Annotated in this window: 20 protein-coding genes and 1 pseudogene; 14 read left to right on the forward strand and 7 right to left on the reverse strand. The window is 74.0% G+C overall.

Going from position 1 to position 18,869, the window contains the following annotated elements; all coding sequences use genetic code 11:
- The 7 genes and pseudogenes from SSBG_RS31430 to SSBG_RS33745 form a co-directional block, all read left to right on the forward strand.
- Positions 1-295: MurR/RpiR family transcriptional regulator (locus SSBG_RS31430; protein ID WP_037870072.1), on the forward strand; the 295-nt coding region annotated here is incomplete at its 5' end.
- A 91-nt stretch (positions 296-386) separates the two neighbouring features.
- Positions 387-1,879, forward strand: a pseudogene (locus tag SSBG_RS18055) (NAD(P)H-hydrate dehydratase).
- Positions 1,880-2,054: 175 nt separating this feature from the next.
- Complete coding sequence (locus tag SSBG_RS18060) at positions 2,055-2,507, forward strand: NUDIX domain-containing protein (protein ID WP_078491341.1); 453 nt, start codon at positions 2,055-2,057, stop codon at positions 2,505-2,507.
- A 115-nt stretch (positions 2,508-2,622) separates the two neighbouring features.
- Positions 2,623-3,759, forward strand: a complete 1,137-nt coding sequence (alr, locus tag SSBG_RS18065; RefSeq protein WP_008747506.1) for an alanine racemase — start codon at positions 2,623-2,625, stop codon at positions 3,757-3,759.
- Between the two features lie 131 nt (positions 3,760-3,890).
- Positions 3,891-5,039, forward strand: a complete 1,149-nt coding sequence (locus tag SSBG_RS18070) for an alpha/beta fold hydrolase (RefSeq protein WP_008747507.1) — start codon at positions 3,891-3,893, stop codon at positions 5,037-5,039.
- A 61-nt stretch (positions 5,040-5,100) separates the two neighbouring features.
- Positions 5,101-5,661 (forward strand): tRNA (adenosine(37)-N6)-threonylcarbamoyltransferase complex ATPase subunit type 1 TsaE, encoded by a 561-nt coding sequence (gene tsaE, locus SSBG_RS18075; RefSeq protein ID WP_037870074.1) that lies wholly within the window; start codon positions 5,101-5,103, stop codon positions 5,659-5,661.
- Between the two features lie 144 nt (positions 5,662-5,805).
- Positions 5,806-5,979, forward strand: a complete 174-nt coding sequence (locus SSBG_RS33745; RefSeq protein WP_199781381.1) for a hypothetical protein — start codon at positions 5,806-5,808, stop codon at positions 5,977-5,979.
- 95 nt (positions 5,980-6,074) lie between these two features.
- On the opposite strand, the gene SSBG_RS18080 is transcribed toward SSBG_RS33745, so the two are convergent.
- Positions 6,075-6,659 (reverse strand): hypothetical protein, encoded by a 585-nt coding sequence (locus SSBG_RS18080; protein WP_234010574.1) that lies wholly within the window; start codon positions 6,657-6,659, stop codon positions 6,075-6,077.
- A 168-nt stretch (positions 6,660-6,827) separates the two neighbouring features.
- On the opposite strand from SSBG_RS18080, the gene tsaB reads away from it, so the two are divergent.
- From tsaB to SSBG_RS18105, 5 genes are all read left to right on the forward strand, one after another.
- On the forward strand, positions 6,828-7,505 hold the full coding sequence (tsaB, locus tag SSBG_RS18085; RefSeq protein ID WP_037870078.1) for a tRNA (adenosine(37)-N6)-threonylcarbamoyltransferase complex dimerization subunit type 1 TsaB: 678 nt from the start codon (positions 6,828-6,830) through the stop codon (positions 7,503-7,505).
- Positions 7,502-8,062: a ribosomal protein S18-alanine N-acetyltransferase gene (gene rimI / locus SSBG_RS18090; RefSeq protein ID WP_008747511.1), complete on the forward strand. Its 561-nt coding sequence runs from the start codon at positions 7,502-7,504 to the stop codon at positions 8,060-8,062. Before tsaB ends, rimI begins: the two co-directional genes overlap by 4 nt.
- Complete coding sequence (gene tsaD, locus SSBG_RS18095) at positions 8,055-9,215, forward strand: tRNA (adenosine(37)-N6)-threonylcarbamoyltransferase complex transferase subunit TsaD (protein WP_008747512.1); 1,161 nt, start codon at positions 8,055-8,057, stop codon at positions 9,213-9,215. Before rimI ends, tsaD begins: the two co-directional genes overlap by 8 nt.
- The gene (locus SSBG_RS18100; RefSeq protein ID WP_008747513.1) at positions 9,212-9,493 is read left to right on the forward strand and encodes a hypothetical protein; all 282 of its coding nucleotides are present in this window, start codon (positions 9,212-9,214) and stop codon (positions 9,491-9,493) included. The genes tsaD and SSBG_RS18100 overlap by 4 nt, the downstream gene beginning before the upstream one ends.
- Positions 9,494-9,715: 222 nt before the next feature.
- Complete coding sequence (locus SSBG_RS18105) at positions 9,716-10,294, forward strand: Uma2 family endonuclease (RefSeq protein ID WP_008747514.1); 579 nt, start codon at positions 9,716-9,718, stop codon at positions 10,292-10,294.
- 9 nt (positions 10,295-10,303) lie between these two features.
- Here the strand turns inward: SSBG_RS18105 and SSBG_RS18110 are convergent, their stop codons facing one another.
- Positions 10,304-11,467: a THUMP-like domain-containing protein gene (locus SSBG_RS18110; RefSeq protein ID WP_037870079.1), complete on the reverse strand. Its 1,164-nt coding sequence runs from the start codon at positions 11,465-11,467 to the stop codon at positions 10,304-10,306.
- Positions 11,468-11,870: 403 nt separating this feature from the next.
- On the opposite strand from SSBG_RS18110, the gene groES reads away from it, so the two are divergent.
- Together groES and groL are read left to right on the forward strand one after the other, a co-directional pair.
- Positions 11,871-12,179 carry a co-chaperone GroES gene (gene groES, locus SSBG_RS18115; protein ID WP_008747517.1) on the forward strand — a complete coding sequence of 103 codons (309 nt, stop codon included), beginning with the start codon at positions 11,871-11,873 and terminating at the stop codon, positions 12,177-12,179.
- A gap of 162 nt (positions 12,180-12,341) precedes the next feature.
- Positions 12,342-13,967 carry a chaperonin GroEL gene (groL, locus tag SSBG_RS18120; protein WP_008747518.1) on the forward strand — a complete coding sequence of 542 codons (1,626 nt, stop codon included), beginning with the start codon at positions 12,342-12,344 and terminating at the stop codon, positions 13,965-13,967.
- A 180-nt stretch (positions 13,968-14,147) separates the two neighbouring features.
- Here groL and SSBG_RS18125 read toward each other — a convergent pair whose 3' ends face one another.
- The 5 genes from SSBG_RS18125 to SSBG_RS18145 all read right to left on the reverse strand — a co-directional run bounded on the left by SSBG_RS18125 (position 14,148) and on the right by SSBG_RS18145 (position 18,767).
- Entirely contained in the window at positions 14,148-14,333 is a 186-nt protein-coding gene (locus SSBG_RS18125) for a hypothetical protein (RefSeq protein WP_008747519.1), read from the reverse strand.
- An 85-nt stretch (positions 14,334-14,418) separates the two neighbouring features.
- Positions 14,419-15,447, reverse strand: a complete 1,029-nt coding sequence (locus SSBG_RS18130) for a hydroxyacid dehydrogenase (RefSeq protein ID WP_037870080.1) — start codon at positions 15,445-15,447, stop codon at positions 14,419-14,421.
- Between the two features lie 82 nt (positions 15,448-15,529).
- Entirely contained in the window at positions 15,530-16,471 is a 942-nt protein-coding gene (locus SSBG_RS18135; RefSeq protein WP_008747521.1) for a carbohydrate ABC transporter permease, read from the reverse strand.
- A complete protein-coding gene (locus tag SSBG_RS18140; protein WP_008747522.1) occupies positions 16,468-17,433 on the reverse strand; it encodes a carbohydrate ABC transporter permease in 966 nt (321 codons plus the stop codon). The genes SSBG_RS18135 and SSBG_RS18140 overlap by 4 nt, the downstream gene beginning before the upstream one ends.
- Complete coding sequence (locus SSBG_RS18145) at positions 17,430-18,767, reverse strand: ABC transporter substrate-binding protein (protein WP_008747523.1); 1,338 nt, start codon at positions 18,765-18,767, stop codon at positions 17,430-17,432. The genes SSBG_RS18140 and SSBG_RS18145 overlap by 4 nt, the downstream gene beginning before the upstream one ends.
- Positions 18,768-18,869: the final 102 nt, after the last annotated feature.

Here is an 18,869-nt window from a genome sequence, read left to right on the forward strand (position 1 = left end):
GAACCACACGGGCGCGACGCGCTCGACGGTGGACGCGGCCCGCCGCGCCCGCCTCCAGGGCGCCGCCGTCCTCGCCCTGACCAGCTACGTCCGCTCCCCGCTCACCGAGACGAGCGACTGCGTGCTCGTCGCCGGGGGGCAGGACCTCGTCCTCGGTCTGGAGGCCGTCGCGAGCCGGCTCGCCCACCTCGCGGTGATCGACGCGCTCGTGCAGACCCTCCTCGACCTCGGCGGCGACGCCCCGCGTCACGCCCTCGACGTCTCGGCGGAGGTGACGGCCGAACACTCCTACTGACCGGGTCCGCCGAGGCGACGCCGACCGGCCGGTACGGCCCCGGGCGGGGCTGCCCGTGCGTACCCGTCGGCGCTGCGGGAAACTCGACACCATGCGTACCGCTCACCGCGTGGAGACCGTACGGGCCGCCGAGCAGCGGCTCATGGACCGGCTGCCGGACGGAGCGCTTATGGCGCGCGCCGCTTCGGGGCTCGCGGCCGTGGCCGCCGAACTGCTCGGCCGCGTCTACGGCAGCCGCGTCTGCCTCCTCGTCGGCAGCGGCGACAACGGCGGCGACACGCTCCACGCCGGCGCGGCCCTCGCCCGGCGCGGCGCGGGCGTCAGCGCGGTCCTCCTGTCGCCCCCGCGCACGCACGCGGGCGGCCTCGCGGCGCTGCGCGCGGCGGGCGGGCTCGTCCTGGAGGCGCCCGAGGCCACCGGCGGGGCCGCCGCCCCCGAGGTGTCCGGGGAGGTGATCCGACGGGTGCGCGCGGCGGATCTCGTGCTCGACGGGATCGTCGGCATCGGCGGCAGGGGCGGGCTGCGGCCCGTCGCCGCCCGCCTCGCACGCGCCGCGTCCGAGGGCCGTCCCACGATCCTCGCCGTCGATCTGCCGAGCGGTATCGACGCGGACAGCGGCGAGGTGGGCGGCGAGGCGGTGCGCGCCGACGTGACGGTCACCTTCGGCACGTACAAGCCAGGGCTGCTTATCGATCCCGGGCACGAGCACGTGGGCGCGCTGCGCCTCGTGCCGATCGGCATCGAGCCGGGCGCGCCGGACCTGGAGGCGCTCCAGTACGCGGACGTGGCCGCCCTGCTGCCGGTGCCCGGGGCCGAGAGCGACAAATACCGGCGGGGGGTCGTGGGCATCGCCGCCGGTTCGACGCGCTACCCGGGCGCGCCGGTCCTCGCGGTGACGGGGGCGCTGCGCGGCGGCGCGGGCGCGGTGCGGTACGCGGGGTCCGCCGCCGGGGCGGTGACGGCGCGGCACCCCGAGACGCTCGTGACCTCGGGGCTGCCGTCCGAGGCGGGGCGGGTGCAGGCGTGGGTCGTGGGGCCGGGGCTCGGCGAGGGGGACGAGGCGCGCGCGGCGCTCGATGACGTGCTCGCCGCGGACGTCCCCCTCCTCGTGGACGCCGACGCGCTGAGCCTCGCGGGCCCCGACCGCATCCGCGCCCGCACCGCGCCGACCCTCCTCACCCCGCACGCGGGCGAGGCCGCCCGGCTCCTCGGCGCGGACCGCGTGGACGTCGAGGCCCGGCGCCTCGACGCCGTGCGCGAACTCGCCGGGCGGCTCGGCGCGACCGTCCTCCTCAAGGGCTCCACGACGCTCATCGCCGACCCGGACGACGCTTCCCCCGTACGAGTGAACGCGACCGGTACGCCCGGCTCGCGACCGCGGGCGCGGGCGACGTCCTCTCCGGTCTCGCCGGCTCCCTCCTGGCCACCGGCCTCCCGGCGCGCGACGCCGCCTCGGCCGCCGCCCACCTCCACGGGCTCGCGGCCCGCAGAGCGGCCGGTGGCGGCCGGAGCGGCGCCCCCATCACGGCCTACGACGTGGCGGAGGCGATCCCGGGAGCGTGGCGGGACGTACGGGAGGGCTGAGGGGGCGCGAAAGGGCGGGGCCACCCGCCCACGCGCGCGGAAAGGTAGGGGTGCCGCCCGACCACCGCGCGCGGAAAAGGACGTCACCCCCCGTCCCCGCGCGCCCCACCACGGTTCATCCGCTGTTGCCGCGTTGTTGTGGCGCGAGTTTCCCGGCTGTGGCCACAATTCCCCCATGAATCCCCCTCTTCCGCCCCGGGTGCGGGTGGCGGCCTATGTCGTGCGGTACGGGGCGCGCGGGCCCGAGTTGCTGGTGTGCGATCGCGTCAGTGCGCCGGAGGCCGGTGCGTGGGTCCCGGCCGGCGCCGTGGAGCCGGGCGAGGAGCTGAGCGCGGCCGTGCTGCGCGAGGTGCGCGAGGAGACGGGCATCGAGGGCGCGCGTGTCGTGCGGGCCCTCGCCGTCGATCACCGCTCCCACCCGGACACCAGCGCCCCGCGCCGCACCACGTACTTCCTCCTGCACGCCCCGCGCGGCGGCCCCGACCACTGGGAGCACCACGCCCCCACCGCTGACCACCGCCTCCGCTGCCACTGGCGATCCCTCCCGCTCACCACCCCCCTCGCCGACCACCAGGACGCCTGGCTCGCAGCGGCGGAACCGACGTGGGGAGCGCGACTGGCGGCGTGACGGCACGGAGCCCCCCGGGCCCGCCCGCCTCCCGACATCGCGGTGACGCCCGCCGGGGCGGGCTGTTGCCCCTTGGGGCGGCTCGCTTCCGGGGGCAGTGCGACACTGAGTCACGATGAACACCACCGCACAGGGCCCCCGGGCCGAGATCGATCTTGCCGCTCTGCGGGCCAATGTCCGGCTGCTGCGGGAGCGCGCGCCCGGTGCGGCGTTCATGGCGGTCGTCAAAGCGGACGCGTACGGGCACGGCGCCCTCGCCTGCGCGCGGGCCGCGCGCGAGGCCGGGGCGAGCTGGCTCGGGGTCGCGACGCCCGCCGAAGCGCTCGCGCTGCGCGCCGAAGGCGTCGAGGGGCGCATGTTGTGCTGGCTCTGGACGCCCGGCGGGCCCTGGCGCGCCGCGATCGAGGCGGACATCGACGTCTCCGTGAGCGGGCAGTGGGCGCTCGACGAGGTGGCCGTCGCGGCCCGCGAGGCCGGACGTACGGCCCGGGTCCATCTCAAGGCGGACACCGGCCTGGGCCGCAACGGCTGCCAGCCCGCCGACTGGTCCGCCCTCCTCGGCAACGCCCTCGCCCTCCAGGCGGAGGGAGCGGTCCAGGTTGTCGGCCTCTGGTCGCACTTCGCCTGTGCCGACGAGCCCGGGCACCCCTCCATCGCCGCCCAGCTCGCCCTCTTCGAGGAGATGACCGCGCTCGCCGCGCGCCTCGGCGTCCGCGCCGAGGCCCGGCACATCGCCAACTCGCCGGCCACCCTCGGCCTCCCCGAAAGCCACTACGACCTCGTGCGGCCCGGCATCGCGATGTACGGGCTCTCGCCGAGCCCCGCCATGGGTACGCACGGCGACTTCGGGCTCCGCCCCGTCATGCGGCTGCTCGCCCCGCTCGCCCTCGTCAAGCAGGTCCCCGGCGGCCACGGCGTCAGCTACGGGCACCACTACGTCACCCCCGGCGAGACGACCCTCGGCCTCGTCCCGCTCGGCTACGGCGACGGCATCCCCCGGCACGCCTCGGGGACGGGGCCCGTCCTCGTGAACGGCAAGTGGCACACCGTCGCGGGACGGATCGCCATGGACCAGTTCGTCGTGGACCTCGGCGGCGACACGCCCGCCCCCGGCAGCGAGGCCGTCCTCTTCGGCCCCGGCGACCGGGGCGAGCCGAGCGCGGAGGACTGGGCCCGTGCGGCGGACACCATCGTCTACGAGATCGTCACCCGCATCGGCGCCCGGGTGCCACGCGTCCACCTGAACGGGTAGAGACCCCGTAGGACCCGCGCACGACGCCTGCACCCCGAGTACGACCCGCACCCGTAGGACCTGAGCACGACCCGAGCACGACCCCCTACGCCCTCCCCGCCTCCCTACGCCCCGTCGCCGAGGAGAGTCACGTGGCCGACAGCGCACCTCTCGCCGGGCTTCCCGGTCCGCTCCCGACGCCGCCGACCGCCGCCGGGCGGCGGCGGGCCGGGGTGCTCGGCGCCGCCGTCGGCGTGCTCGCCGCCGGGGCCGCGGCGGGCGTCGCCGTCGAACGGCTGACCGTCGGCCGCTCCGTACGCCGCCGGGCGCGCCTCGCGCTCGACGCCACGAGCCCGTACGGCACCCTGCGCGGCACCCCCGGCTTCGCCCACGCGGCGGACGGCACCCCTCTCGCGTACGAGATCGAGGAGCCCGGGGAAGGCGGTGGCGTCCCGCGCGCGGGGGAGGCCCGTTGCACCGTCGTCCTCTCGCACGGCTACTGCCTCAGCCAGGACGCCTGGCACCACCAGCGCGCCGCCCTGCGCGCCCGCGGCGTGCGCGCCGTCTACTGGGACCAGCGCGGACACGGCCGCTCGGGCTGGACGCCCGGCGCGGCGCCGCCCGCCATCGACCTCCTCGGCGGCGACCTCAAGGCCGTCATCGACGCCGCCGCGCCCACCGGGCCGCTCGTGCTGCTGGGGCACTCGATGGGCGGCATGACCGTCATGGCGCTTGCCGAGCGTTACCCGGACCTCGTGCGCGAGCGCGTCGCCGGGCTCGGCCTGATCGGCACCTCCGCCGGGCGGCTCGACCAGGTCGCCTGGGGGCTCCCCGCGCCCGGCGCCGAGGCGCTGCGGCGGCTCGCGCCCGGGGTGCTGCGCGCCCTCGGCTCCGCGCCCGCGCTCGCCGAACGAGGGCGCCGCGCGGTCACGGACGTGTTCGGCACCCTCGTACGGCGCTACTCCTTCGGCGCGGGCGCCGAGATCGACCCTGCGCTCGCCCGTTTCGCGACGCGCATGATCGAGGCCACGCCGATGGAGGTCGTCGCCGCCTTCTGGCCGGCCTTCGCCGCGCACGACAAGACGGCCGCGCTCCCGCTCCTCACCGGCCGCCCCGCCTTCGTCCTCGCCGGGACGGACGACCTCATCACCCCCGCCTCCCACAGCCGTACCCTCGCGGCCGCCCTCCCCGAGGCGGACCTCACCCTCGTCCCCGGGGCCGGTCACCTGGTCCCGCTCGAACGCCCGGAGGAGGTCGGCGCGGCGCTCGCCGCCCTGCTGGCGGCGCTCGGGGCGGGGTGACGCGCGGCGCTCCCCGGGCCGCGGTCCGGCGGGCCGCCCGCCGCCCATTACCGTGCCTGTCATGGAACCGCTGAACACCGCCCTCGTCCTGCCCGCCTTCTCCGTCGCCGGGCCCGGCGAGACCACCGCGCTGGGGCGGCGGCTCGCCGCCGTGCTGCGGCCCGGCGACCTCGTGCTGCTCAGCGGGGAACTCGGCGCGGGCAAGACGACGCTGACGCGGGGGCTCGGGGAAGGGCTCGGGGTGCGGGGCGCCGTCACCTCGCCGACCTTCGTCATCGCCCGCGTCCACCCGCCGCTCGGCGAGGGGCCCGCGCTCGTCCACGTCGACGCCTACCGGCTCGGCGGCGGGCTCGACGCGATGGAGGACCTCGACCTCGACGTCTCGCTCACCGACTCCGTCGTGGTCGTCGAGTGGGGCGAGGGCAAGGTCGAGGAGCTGACCGAGGACCGCCTGCTCATCCGCATCGACCGCGCCACCGGCGGTACGGCCACCGCGCCCGGCCCGGCGGGCGCGGTCGCCGACGACACCGATCCCCGGCTCGTGACGATCACCGCGTACGGGGCGCGCTGGCAGGACGACCCGGCGGCGGGCGCCGCGCTCCTGAACCTGCGGGAGGGGTGAGGAACGCCCTGGCCCGGAGGGGGCCCGCGCGGGTTTTCCGACACGGTGTCGGCATGATGTTGCGTCGCGCGGCACCCCCGTGGTCACATGGAGGCCGAGATCTGGTGAGGGTTACCTAACCACACCTGCCGTCAGGAGGCAGCCATGCCGGCCACCGCACCCACCACGGACGCCCCCCGCACCCAGCCCGCCCCCGTCCCCTCGATGCGGGCGCTGCTCGATTCCTGCGCCGCCGCGACAGCCGTCTCCACACCCCCGGCGCCCGCGGCGCGGGAGGACGAGCGGGACGCGCGACGCCCGGGAGCGCGCGAGGACTGAGGCCGTACGCGCGCGGGCGGTGCGCGGGGCCGCGTTGCCGTCCGCCCTGTGTGAGGACGGTTCGGCCGGTGCGCGAGGCCGCGCCGCCGTCCGCCCTACTTGACGACGACCACCGGGGAGCCCAGGGCCGCGAAATCCCACAGGGCGTCCGCGTCCGCGAGGGATTCGCGGACGCCGCCCGTGCGCGAGCCCGGGTCGGGCGGCGGCGTGGAGCCGTCGGCCGCCGCGCTGAAACCGATCGCGACCCCGTCGGTGACGGCGAAGCGGACGACCTTGACGACGCGGACCCCGTCCGAGCCGAGAACGGCCGCCGCGCGGGACGTCACGGCGTAGTCACCGGGCGCCGGGTCGACCGTGCTCGGGGTGACCTCGAAGCTCCGGCTCGCCTTGCCGCTCTCGTCCACGAGCCACACCCGCTTCGCGCCGAGCGCGTACACGACCCGCTTGCCCTCGCCCGAGCCCGCGGGGACCGCGGCGACGGTCTTGCCGCCGTCGTCCTTCTTGCCCTGGCCGCCCGAGCCGCCCCGGCCCGCCGAGGGCGAGGGGGAGGCGCTGGGGGAGTGCGGGGCCTTCGCGAGGTGCTCGGGGGCGCTCGCGTTCGCCTGGAAGGCGAGGAACCCGATTCCGGCCAGGGCCGCCGCCGTCAGCCCGGCCACGATCCCGGAGCTCCTGCCTGCCACTGTGCCGCCTCCTGTGCGTCCAGCCCCGCCGGGCCCCGGCCCTGCGCCGCGCACAGCGACGGTAGCAGCCGGGCGGGGAACCGGCCTCCGGAGCGGGTGAGCGCTCGCTCACCCCGGAGGGCTCCGCCGCCTTCGGCGCCACCGGGCTCCGCGCCGTAGGCTGTCGGCGTGCTGCTGCTCGCTCTCGACACCGCTACGCCCGCCGTCACCGCCGCCCTGCACGACGGGGAGCGGGTCCTCGCCTCCGACAGCCGGGTCGACGCCCGGCGCCACGGCGAACTCCTCCTCCCCGCCGTGGACCGCGTCCTCGCCGCCGCCGACGCGCGGCTCCGCGACGTCACGGCCGTCGTCGTCGGCACCGGCCCCGGCCCGTACACCGGCCTGCGCGTCGGCCTCGCCACCGCCGACACCTTCGGCCTCGCGCTCGGCATCCCCGTCCACGGCCTGTGCACGCTCGACGGCCTCGCCTTCGCCACCGGCCGTACGCGGGAGGAGGGACCCTTCCTCGTCGCGACCGACGCGCGCCGCAAGGAGGTCTACTGGCGGCGGTACGCGGACGCCACGACCCCCCTCGGGGAACCCGCCGTCGACCGCCCCGCCGAGATCGCCGCGCAGGTGGGCGGCGTCCCCGCGTACGGGGCGGGGGCGCACCTCTACCCCGGCACCTTCGACGGCGCCGTGCCCGAGGGCCCCGCCGGACCGCTGCACGCCGACGCCGGCGCCCTCGCCGCGCTCGCCGCCCACCGCCTGGCCGCCGGCACGGAACTCGGCGGCCCGCGCCCCCTCTACCTGCGCCGCCCCGACGCGCAGGTGCCCAAGAACTACAAGGTGGTCACCCCGCGGTGAGCGCCGCCGAGCCCGTGACCGCTCCCGGCGAGGACACCTCCCCCCGGCTGCGCGAGATGCGCTGGTGGGACATCGACCCCGTCCTCGTGCTCGAACGCACGCTCTTCCCCGACGACGCCTGGTCGCGCGGCATGTTCTGGTCCGAGCTGGCGCACGCGCGCGGGCCGGGCGCGAGCCGCCACTACGTCGTCGCCGAGGACGCGGCGGGCACCCTCCTCGGCTACGCGGGCCTCGCCGCCTCCGGCGACCTCGCCGACGTGCAGACCATCGCCGTCGCGGAGGCCGCCTGGGGCCACGGCCTCGGCTCCCGCCTCCTCACCGACCTCCTGCGGGCCGCGACCGCCTTCGAGTGCGCCGAGGTCATGCTGGAGGTGCGCGTCGACAACCTCCGCGCCCAGCGCCTCTACGAGCGGTACGGCTTCCAGCCCATCGGCGTCCGTCGCGGGTACTACCAGCCCGGCAACGTCGACGCCCTCGTGATGCGACTCACTGACCCCGCGAACCCCGCCGCCCCCCTCCCCGGCACCTCAGAAAGCGAACCTCCCGGCCATGCCTGACGCCCCCCTCGTCCTCGGTATCGAGACCTCCTGCGACGAGACCGGAGTCGGCATCGTGCACGGCACGACGCTGCTCGCCGACGCGGTCGCCTCCAGCGTCGGCGAGCACGCGCGCTTCGGCGGCGTCGTCCCCGAGATCGCCTCGCGCGCCCACCTGGAGGCGATGGTCCCGACCATCGGCCGCGCGCTGGAAGAGGCCGGGGTCGCGGCCCAGGACCTCGACGGCATCTCCGTCACGGCGGGCCCCGGCCTCGCGGGCGCGCTCCTCGTCGGCGTCTCGGCCGCGAAGGCGTACGCCTACGCGCTCGGCAAGCCGCTCTACGGCGTCAACCACCTCGCCTCGCACATCTGCGTCGACCAGCTCGAACACGGCCCGCTCCCCGAGCCGACCATGGCACTCCTCGTCAGCGGCGGGCACTCCTCGCTCCTCCTCTCGGCGGACATCACCTCCGACGTGCGCCCTCTCGGGCAGACGATCGACGACGCGGCCGGCGAGGCCTTCGACAAGATCGCCCGCGTCCTCGACCTCGGCTTCCCCGGCGGCCCCGTCATCGACCGGTACGCGCGCGAGGGCGACCCGGCCTCGATCGCCTTCCCGCGCGGCCTCACCGGCCCGCGCGACGCCGCCTACGACTTCTCCTTCTCCGGGCTCAAGACCGCCGTGGCGCGCTGGATCGAGGCCAAGCGCGGGGCGGGCGAGGAGGTGCCGGTGCGGGACGTGGCCGCGTCCTTCCAGGAGGCGGTGGTCGACGTCCTCACGCGCAAGGCGGTGCGGGCCTGCAAGGACGAGGGCGTGGACCACCTGATGATCGGCGGCGGCGTGGCCGCCAACTCCCGCCTGCGCGCCCTGGCCCAGGAACGGTGCGAGCGCGCGGGCATCCGGCTGCGCGTCCCGCGCCCCAAGCTGTGCACCGACAACGGGGCGATGGTCGCCGCGCTCGGCGCCGAGATGGTGGCCAGGAACCGGGCCGCATCGGACTGGGAACTCTCGGCCGACTCCTCGCTCCCGGTCACGGAACCGCACGTCCCCGGCCACGACCACGGCGACTCGGACACGGACGGCGGCCACGGGCACGCGCACGGCCACCACGGGCACGGCCACCACGGTCACGATCACGTGCACGAGGTCGCGAAGGAGAACCTCTACAAGTGACCGTCACGACGCTTATGTGGGAGGCCCGCGCGGCCGCGGGCCGAGGCCCCGGCCTCCTCGCCTGGGCCCGCGCCCAGCCCCTGGAGGGCACCCCGCTGCGCCGCGAGACCTTCACGGCCACGGAGGACCGGGTGCTCGTGCTGACGTGGTGGGAGGGGGCGCCGGACGCCGGCCACCCGGAACTGCCCGAGCCGCCCGGGGACCTGGTGACGCGCGCGGTGCACAGGTGGCGGTTCGCCTCGGTGGGCGTCGAGGGTGACGGGCGCACCGGCGCCTGACACCGGCGTCAAGAGCGGGGAACGCAGGAACGATCTTCCCTTACCCGTTCGGCGGAAGAAGCCGCCGAACGGGCCTTCCGGCATGTCCGCCGCGAGATCGTGGCCCTTGTCCGGGCGGTCCGCCCGGCCCGCCGGAGCCGCGCGAAAAGGACAGGACGGAGGTCCCTCATTCATGCCGCACCTCCCGATACCCGGGCAGGATGTACGGGAGGAGGCGAGCCCATGACCCCGAAGAGCGAAGCCACGGCCGAGATGACGGTCGAGGAGTTCGAGCAGATCGCTGGCACCGCCCCGGAGACCGTCCGGCTGGAGTACCTGAACGGAAAGATCGAGGGCAAGCCCGTGCCGGACGGCAAGCACGACGAAATCATCATGTGGCTGCTGGAGCAGTGCCTGCAGCACCGGCCGGATCTGCGGCTCTACCCGGAACGGGGGCCCAAGGTCGAGAAGTACCGCAAGGGCCGGGCACGGCCGGACGGCGTGCTGGCCCCGCGCCGGCACTTCCTGACGTCCGGGGACTGGGCGGAACCGGAGGGCGTGCTCATGGTGGCGGAGGTCACCTCGCACGACTGGGACACCCATCAGCGTGACCGCGTGGAGAAGGCCGCGGGCTACGCGGCGGCGGGCATCCCCGTGTGTCTCCTCGTCGACCGTCAGGCGGGCGGCTTCACCGTGTGCGCGGAGCCGGACGACAGCGGCTACCGCAGCATCACCACGCGTGCCTTCGGAGCGCTCATCGAGTTGCCCGAGCCGGTGGACTTCGCCTTCAGCGGCGACGAGCTGAAGGAGCTCGCGGGCTGACGCGCCCCCTCACACCCCCCGCCCCACCAGCATCACCGGCGCCCCCAGCGCCCGGGTCAGGAAGACCGTCGCCGCGTGCGGGCCCTTCGGCTTCACCTGGCGGCGCAGTTCCTCCGGCTCCATCGCGGAGCCGCGCTTCTTGACGGTCAGCGAGCCGACCTCCCGCGCGCGCAGCAGGGACTTCAGGCGCTTCACGCCGAAGGGGAGCACGTCCGTGATCTCGTAGGCGCGCGCGTACGGGGTCGGGGTCAGGGTGTCCGCCGTGAGGTAGGCGAGCGTGTCGTCGATGAGGCTCGCGCCGAGTGCGCGGGCGGCCTCGGCGACCAGGTGGGCGCGGATCACGGCCGCGTCCGGCTCGTAGAGGTAGCGGGCGACAGGGGCCGCCGGGGGGTTCGGGAGGCCGGCGCCGCGCAGCCGGTGCGGGCCGGGGAGCAGGGTCGCCGTCGTGCCCGTGCCCGTGCCGAACCACAGCACCGCCTCTTTCAGCTCGCCGCCGTCCGAGACCCACTCTCCCGCCGCGTCGGCCGGGATGGCCTCGTGCGGTACGCCCGGGGCGACCTTGAGGGCGCCGAGCCGCCCGCTCCGCGCCGCGCCGATCGCCCAGCTCAGCGGGGGCGCGTACGACTCAGGGTCGAAGATCCGGCCCCGGCCGCCGCGCCGCGCGGGGTCGGCGAAGACCGTGTCGCAGTCGCTCGCGTCGACTTCGGTGACGTCCGCGCACTCCACGTCGATCAGCTCCGTGAGCCCCAGCGCCTCCGCGTTCGCGCGCGCGACGGCCGCCGTCAGCGGGTCGCGGTCCACGGCCCGTACCGCGATCCCCGCGCGGGCCAGCGCGAGCGCGTCGCCGCCGATCCCGCAGCACAGGTCGGCGACCCGCCGGGCGCCGAGGTCCTTCATGCGCCGGGCGCGGTACGCGGCGACCGGGGCGCGCGTCGCCTGCTCCACGCCGCCGGGCGTGAACCACATGCGCGCCGCGTCCTCGGCCCCGAACTTCGCGACGGCCCGGTCCCGCAGCCGCGCCTGCGCGAGCGCGGCGGTCACGAGGGCGGGCGGGTGCGCGCGCCGCAGCCGGGTCAGCTCCGCCAGTTCGTCGGCGGGGCGCAGCCCGCGCAGCGCGGCGAGGAGCGCGGAGCCCTCGGGGGTACGGAGGGCGGAGAGGTCTTCGAGGTCCACCGGGCCATTGTCGGGGAGCGCGCGCGAGGCGGCGGCAGGGGGGAGGGGTGGACCACCGCGTGCGGGCGGCCCCCGGGCCGCGGTGACCGGCGCCTCTCGCACGTTTCTGCGGGCCTTCACCGTCCAGGGGGACCCGGTGGTCCGCCGGGAGGACTACTTCCGGGTCCTGAGGGGGAGAGGGGCCTTCCGGAGGTCGTCCGGAAGGCCCTTTTTCCGCTTCGCGCCGCACTCGCCTGGCACTCCGCTTGACCGAGTGCTAATCGCGGTCATAGTCTCGGCTCTGGCACTCCCCACCGGAGAGTGCCAAGCAGCGACGGGCAGTCCGGCACCCGCGACGACGGATTACCTGGTCGCCACCCATTGACTTATTCACCCCGTGATCTCCGAAGGGGGAGGTCGGATCGTGACGACCGCCAGCTCCAAGGTTGCCATCAAGCCGCTTGAGGACCGCATCGTGGTCCAGCCGCTCGACGCCGAGCAGACCACGGCCTCTGGCCTGGTCATCCCGGACACCGCGAAGGAGAAGCCCCAGGAGGGCGTCGTCCTCGCCGTGGGCCCGGGCCGCTTCGAGAACGGCGAACGCCTGCCGCTCGACGTCAAGACCGGTGACATCGTGCTCTACAGCAAGTACGGCGGCACCGAGGTGAAGTACAGCGGCGAGGAGTACCTCGTCCTCTCGGCCCGCGACGTGCTCGCGATCATCGAGAAGTAAGCACCACCCCGGTCGCGTCCGGGTCTGACCCGGACCACCCGGCTTTCGCACCGAGCCGCGCCCCCGGACCCCGTCTTCTTCGACGCCGGGGCCCCCGGGGGCGCGGTCGTTGTGCGCACCCACGACTTTTCCGAGTTTTTCCCGAAGGGCTGAATCGCTCCCATGGCGAAGATCCTGAAGTTCGACGAGGACGCCCGTCGCGCCCTTGAGCGCGGCGTCAACAAGCTGGCCGACGCGGTCAAGGTGACGATCGGCCCCAAGGGCCGCAACGTCGTCATCGACAAAAAGTTCGGCGCCCCCACGATCACCAACGACGGTGTCACCATCGCCCGCGAGGTCGAGGTCGAGGACCCGTACGAGAACCTCGGCGCCCAGCTCGTCAAGGAGGTGGCGACCAAGACCAACGACATCGCGGGTGACGGCACCACCACCGCGACCGTGCTCGCCCAGGCGCTCGTCCGCGAGGGCCTGCGCAACGTCGCCGCCGGCGCCTCCCCCGCCCTGCTCAAGAAGGGCATCGACGCCGCCGTCAAGGCCGTCTCGGAGGACCTGCTCGCCACGGCCCGCCCGATCGACGAGAAGTCCGACATCGCCGCCGTCGCCGCGCTCTCCGCGCAGGACCCGAAGGTCGGCGAGCTGATCGCCGAGGCGATGGACAAGGTCGGCAAGGACGGTGTCATCACCGTCGAGGAGTCCAACACCTTCGGCCTGGAGCTGGACTTCACCGAGGGCATGGCCTTCGACAAGGGCTACCTCTCGCCGTACATGGTCACCGACCAGGAGCGGATGGAGGCCGTCCTGGAGGACCCGTACATCCTCATCAACCAGGGCAAGATCGCCTCGATCCAGGACCTCCTGCCGCTCCTGGAGAAGGTCATCCAGGCCGGTGGCTCCAAGCCGCTGCTGATCATCGCCGAAGACGTCGAGGGCGAGGCGCTCTCCACCCTCGTCGTCAACAAGATCCGCGGCACGTTCAACGCCGTCGCCGTCAAGGCGCCCGGCTTCGGTGACCGCCGCAAGGCCATGCTCGGCGACATCGCGACCCTCACGGGCGCGACCGTCATCGCCGAGGAGGTCGGCCTCAAGCTCGACCAGGCCGGTCTGGACGTGCTGGGCTCCGCCCGCCGCGTGACCGTGACCAAGGACGACACGACGATCGTCGACGGCGGCGGCCAGCAGGCCGACATCGACGGCCGCGTCGCCCAGATCAAGGCCGAGATCGAGACCACGGACTCCGACTGGGACCGCGAGAAGCTCCAGGAGCGCCTCGCGAAGCTCGCCGGCGGCGTGTGCGTCATCAGCGTCGGCGCCGCGACCGAGGTCGAGCTCAAGGAGAAGAAGCACCGTCTGGAGGACGCCATCTCCGCGACCCGCGCCGCGGTCGAGGAGGGCATCGTCTCCGGTGGTGGCTCCGCGCTCGTCCACGCCTCGAAGGTCCTCGCCGACTCGCTCGGCAAGACCGGCGACGAGGCGACCGGTGTCGCGGTCGTCCGTGCCGCCGCCGTCGAGCCGCTGCGCTGGATCGCCGAGAACGCCGGCCTGGAGGGCTACGTCATCACCTCCAAGGTCTTTGAGCTCGACAAGGGCCAGGGCTTCAACGCCGCGACCGGCGAGTACGGCGACCTCGTGAAGGCCGGCGTCATCGACCCGGTCAAGGTCACCCGCTCCGCCCTGGAGAACGCCGCCTCCATCGCCTCGCTGCTCCTGACGACCGAGACCCTCGTCGTCGAGAAGCCCGCCGAGGAGGAGCCGGAGGCCGGTGGCCACAGCCACAGCCACAGCCACTGAGGCACCGGACGGCGGCCGGGCGGTGAGCCGCTCCGGCTGACGGGCTCCCGCCCGGCCGCCGTTCCTCGCCGCACGACGGCGAAAAGGTCCGGTCCCCCCCGCGAGGGGAACGGCCTCTTCGGCGTGGGCGCGCACGGCACCACGGCCTCGTACGGACGGGGGCCCAGGCGCCGTGACACCTCACATCGCGCCGCGCCGCACCCGCTCGCGCGGCGCGCGGTGGGGCGCCGCGACCATCCCGCTCCGTACCGCTTCCGCCTCCTCGCCGGGCAGCGCGACCTCCACGGGCAGCGGCCAGGACGGCTCCACGAAGAGGTTCTGCCACTGGGGCTTGCGCCGCGGGTCGTGGCCGGGGGAGTGCGTCATCGCGTGCGGCTCCTTGCGGGGGTACGGGGTGGGGGCGACTCCGCGCGGGAGCGGCCCCCACCTCGTTTGCCCCCCGCGGGCGCCCTCACGCCGACAGGTGCAGACCTTCCGCCGCGACCGGTTCGGTGAACGGCTCGCCCCGCGTCCAGCGTTCGATCTCGTCCAGCGCGTGGTCGGCCATGCGGTGCACCTCGTTGCCGAGCGAACCGGCCACGTGCGGGGTCAGGAGGACGTTCGGGAGCGTGTAGAAGGGGGAGCCGGGCACGGGCGGTTCGGGGTCCGTCACGTCGAGGACGGCGGAGAGGCGGCCCGTGGAGAGCTCCGGGAGCAGCGCGCTCTCGTCGAGCAGCGAGCCGCGCGAGGTGTTGATCAGCGTCGCGCCGTCCGGCATCGCGGCCAGCTCGGCGGCGCCGATCAGGTGCCGGGTGCTGGGGAGTTCGGGGGCGTGCACCGAGACGACCGAGCTGCGCGCGCACAGTTCGGCCAGGCCGACCGCGCGCGCGCCGAGCGCGGCCGCGTCCGCCTCGGATACGTACGGGTCGTGCAGCAGCACCTCGAAGTCGAAGGGCCGCAGGAGTTCGAGCACCCGGCGCCCGATCCGCGAGGCCCCCACGAGCCCCACGACACGCCGGTAGTTGCCCGCCGCGCGCAGCTCGCGGTGCCAGTCGCGGTGCCCGCCCGGCTCGCGCGCGCCGCGCGCCGAGTCGAGCACCCGCTTGCCGGAGAAGAGGATCGCGGCGAGCGTGTACTCGGCGACGGGCAGCGCGTTGGCGCCAGCCGCGGAGCTGACCTGGAGGCCGCGCTCCCAGCAGGCGTCGGTCACGAAGCCCTTCACGGTGCCCGCCGCGTGCACGACCGCGCGCAGTTTCGGCGCCCGTGCGAGCACGTCGGCCGTCAGCCGCGGCACGCCCCAGCAGGTGAGCAGCACCTCCGCCTCCGCGAGCGCGGCGGCGACGGCCGGTTCCGGATCGGTGAAGTCGCCCGCGACCAGGCCGGGATCGGTCCGTACGAGGCGGCTGAGTCTTTCGTGATGGGCCGGCGTCAGCAGTTCTTCCGCGACATGGGGGGCCATGGCGAGCAGGGCTCGGGGACGTCGGTCGGTGGCCTCGTGCATAGTGATGCGAGTACTCCTCACAAGGTGGGGGTGGGGTGCGGTACGGGGGCGCGCCGGTCCCCGTACCGCCGTACGGGAGGGGCTACTTGACGCCGCCCGCCGTGAGCCCCGCCTTCCAGTGCCGCTGGAGCGTCACGAAGGCGATGATGAGCGGCAGGACGGCGAGCAGGGAGCCGGTGACGACCAACGGGTAGAACTCGGGGTTCGCGTTGGCGCTGCTGTGCCAGTTGTAGAGGCCGAGGCTCAGCGGGTAGAGCTTCTTGTCCGAGAGCATGACCAGCGGCAGGAAGAAGTTGTTCCACACCGCCGTGAACTGGAAGAGGAACACCGTCACGAAGCCCGGCATGATCATGCGCAGGCCGATCGACCAGAAGACCCGCATCTCGCCGGCGCCGTCGATGCGGGCCGCCTCCAGCGCCTCGTTCGGGATGTACCCGGCGCTGAAGATCCGTGAGAGGTAGACCCCGAAGGGGTTGACCAGGACGGGGATGAGGACGGCCCAGTAGGTGTTGACCGTGTGCGTCTTGACGGCGAGGAGGTAGAGCGGCAGCGAGAGCGCGGTCGAGGGCAGCAGCACCCCGAGCAGCACCATCGCGAAGAGCTTCTCCTTGCCCTTGAAGACGTACTTGTCGAAGGCGTACCCGGCGGCGACGCTCACCAGGGAGCAGCCGAGCGCCCCGACGCCCGCGTAGAGCAGCGAGTTGAGGTACCAGCGGAAGTAGAGGCCGCCCTCGTAGTCGGTGAGCGCGGAGAGGTTGTCGCCGAGGTTGAAGCCCTCGAAGGAGAAGACGTTGCCGCCGAGGATGTTCCCGGCGTCCTTCGTCGCCGCCGTCACGAGCCAGACGAGCGGGAAGAGCGCGTAGACGGCGGCGATGAGCAGGACGATGTTGACGGCGAGGCGCGAGGTCCAGCGGCCGGACCTGCGGCCGTTGCGGGTCGCGACGGGTGCCCGGCGCGGGGGCTTGATCGTGGCCGGTTCGCCCGGGGTTCCTTCGCCGGACGCGGCGAGAAGCGGCGTGGTCATGCCTGGGCCCCCTTCCGGTTCGAGAGGCGGGTGACGATGAAGGAGAGCACCGCGGCGACCAGGGCGATCAGGACGGAGGCCGAGGCGGCCCGCCCGTAGTCGTTGATCTGGAACGCCTCGGAGTAGGCGTACATGTTCGGTGTCCACGTGCTCGTGACGGCGGAGCCCGAACTGGAGAGCAGCAGCGGCTCGGTGAAGAGCTGGAGCGAGCCGATGATGGTGAAGAGCAGCACCAGGAAGACCGAGGAGCGGATGAGGGGCAGCTTGATGGAGAAGGCGACCCGCCAGTTGCCCGCCCCGTCCACGGCGGCGGCCTCCAGCATCGAGCGGTCGATGGCCTGGAGCGCGGCGTAGAAGATGACGAGGTTGTAGCCGATCCACTCCCACACGGCGATGTTCACGATCGAGGGCATCGCGCCGTCGGGGCCGAGGAAGTCGAAGCCGATGCCGCCCGACTCCATTGCCTTGACGACCGGCGAGAGGCCGGGCGTGTAGAGGTAGATCCAGATGAGGCCCGCGATGAGGCCGGGGATCGCGTGCGGCAGGAACAGGGCGAGCTGGAAGAAGCGGCGGGCCCGGGCGAGCGCCGTGTCGAGCAGGAGCGCGAGGGCGAGGGCGCCGCCCATCATGATCGGGATGTAGAAGACGACGTACTGCGCGAGCACCCAGAAGCCGTCGCGGAACGCCTCGTCCTTGATGACGTCGAGGTAGTTGCCGAGGCCGTTGAAGACGCTGTGCGGCCCGTCGAAGCCGAGGCCGGAGAGCTTGTCGGTGAACAGGCTCAGCCAGATCGCGTACCCGACGGGGAGCAGCATCGCGAGGGCGAACAGGACGAAGAAGGGCGTCAGGAGCGTCGCGGCGGCGAGGCCGGTACGGCTCGAAGCGGAGCCGCGCTGGCGCGCCGGGGCCGGGACGGCGGGGGGCGCGGTCCGTTCGGCCGGTGGTGTTCTCGTACCGCTCATGAGCCGTCCTCGACCTTCAGTCCGCTCTTGCGCAGGGCGTCCACGGTGGCGCGCTGCGTGGTGGCGACCGCCCCCGTGAGGGACTTCTCGCCGGAGACGACCGCCTGGAGCTGGTCGTGCAGGGTGTTGTTGGCGGCGGCGGTCGGGCCCCACAGCCAGTCGGGGTTGATCGTCGCGGCGGAGTCGGCGTAGAGACCGTAGAGGTCGGCGCCGCCGTAGAAGCTCGTGTCGATCGCCTTGCGCGCGACGGGCACGAGGGAGCGCGCGGCGGGGAAGGCGGTCGAGGTGCTCGCGGTGACGCGTGCCTTGATCGAGTCGGGCGAGGTGGACATCCACAGGATGAACTCCATCGCCGCCTTCGTCTTCTTGCTGTCCTTGGAGATCGCGAAGGTCGAGCCCTGGCTCATCCCGGAGCTGGGGTGCTCCGCGTCCCAGCTCGGTATGGGCATCGCCGCCCACTTGCCCTTCTGCTCGGGCACGATCCCGGCGAGCGTCCCGGCGCTCCAGGAGGCGCCGAGGTAGCCGAGCGTCGTACCGGCTTTGAGCGAGGAGGTCCACTCGGGGCTGTAGGAGGGGGCGGTCGAGACGAGGCCGTCCTTGATCATGCCCTGCCAGTACTCGGAGACCTTCTTCGTCGCCGGGTCACCGGTGTCCACCTTCCAGGAGCCGTCCTCGGTGGAGAACCACTGGGCGCCCGCCTGCCACGCCATCGTCTGGAAGAAGGAGGCGTCGTCGGCGAAGAAGGTCGCGATGCGGGCCTTCGGCGCCGCCTTCCGTACCTGCCGCGCCGCCGTACGGAAGTCGGCCCACGTCTTCGGCGGCTCGACCCCGTACTTCTCGAAGAGGTCCTTGCGGTAGTAGAAGATCTGCGGCGCCGCGTCCGAGGGGACCGCCCAGTTCTTGTCGCCCATCGTCGTCAGCTCGATGGTCTGCGGCAGGAACTTCTTCTTCACGTCCGGCGTCATGTAGGCGCTGATGTCCTTGAGCGAGCCCTGGCTCACGAACTGCGCGAGGGAGGGGTACTCGATGGAGAGGACGTCGGGCGCGATGCCGGCCTTGAGGGCGTTGGTGATCTTCGGGTACCCCCCGAGACCGCCGGAGGGAATCTCCTCGAACTTGACCTTGATGGTGTCGTGCGTGCGGTTGAACTCGTCCGCCACCTGCTGGGAACCCTTGGTCCAGGCCCAGAAACTGACGGTGACGGGATGGGCCCTCGTGCCTTCGGCGGGCGCCTCCGTGCTCGGGCCTCCGCACGCCGCGGTGGCGGCGAGCGAGGCGAACGCGGCGACGGCACCCGCGAGGGCACGCAGGGACCGGAACCCATGGCGGCTCACGGCGCTGCTCCTCTTCGCTGGGGGACAGGCGGTCGCGGCGATGTTTCGGCGCGCGGTGAGCGAAGTCAAGATCGAATGGTTGATTGATCGAAAAATGATCGA

This window comes from Streptomyces sp. SPB074 (assembly GCF_000154905.1).
Classification (GTDB): Bacteria; Actinomycetota; Actinomycetes; order Streptomycetales; family Streptomycetaceae; genus Streptomyces.

Bases quoted from the DNA above. Each gene is read 5' to 3' on its own strand.
- SSBG_RS18060 (WP_078491341.1), top strand. From the start codon at position 2,055: ATGAATCCCCCTCTTCCGCCCCGGGTGCGGGTGGCGGCCTATGTCGTG.
- alr (WP_008747506.1), top strand. From the start codon at position 2,623: ATGAACACCACCGCACAGGGCCCCCGGGCCGAGATCGATCTTGCCGCT.
- tsaE (WP_037870074.1), top strand. From the start codon at position 5,101: ATGGAACCGCTGAACACCGCCCTCGTCCTGCCCGCCTTCTCCGTCGCC.
- SSBG_RS33745 (WP_199781381.1), top strand. From the start codon at position 5,806: ATGCCGGCCACCGCACCCACCACGGACGCCCCCCGCACCCAGCCCGCC.
- tsaD (WP_008747512.1), top strand. From the start codon at position 8,055: ATGCCTGACGCCCCCCTCGTCCTCGGTATCGAGACCTCCTGCGACGAG.
- SSBG_RS18105 (WP_008747514.1), top strand. From the start codon at position 9,716: ATGACCCCGAAGAGCGAAGCCACGGCCGAGATGACGGTCGAGGAGTTC.
- groL (WP_008747518.1), top strand. From the start codon at position 12,342: ATGGCGAAGATCCTGAAGTTCGACGAGGACGCCCGTCGCGCCCTTGAG.
- SSBG_RS18125 (WP_008747519.1), bottom strand. From the start codon at position 14,333: ATGACGCACTCCCCCGGCCACGACCCGCGGCGCAAGCCCCAGTGGCAG.
- SSBG_RS18130 (WP_037870080.1), bottom strand. From the start codon at position 15,447: ATGCACGAGGCCACCGACCGACGTCCCCGAGCCCTGCTCGCCATGGCC.
- SSBG_RS18135 (WP_008747521.1), bottom strand. From the start codon at position 16,471: ATGACCACGCCGCTTCTCGCCGCGTCCGGCGAAGGAACCCCGGGCGAA.
- SSBG_RS18140 (WP_008747522.1), bottom strand. From the start codon at position 17,433: ATGAGCGGTACGAGAACACCACCGGCCGAACGGACCGCGCCCCCCGCC.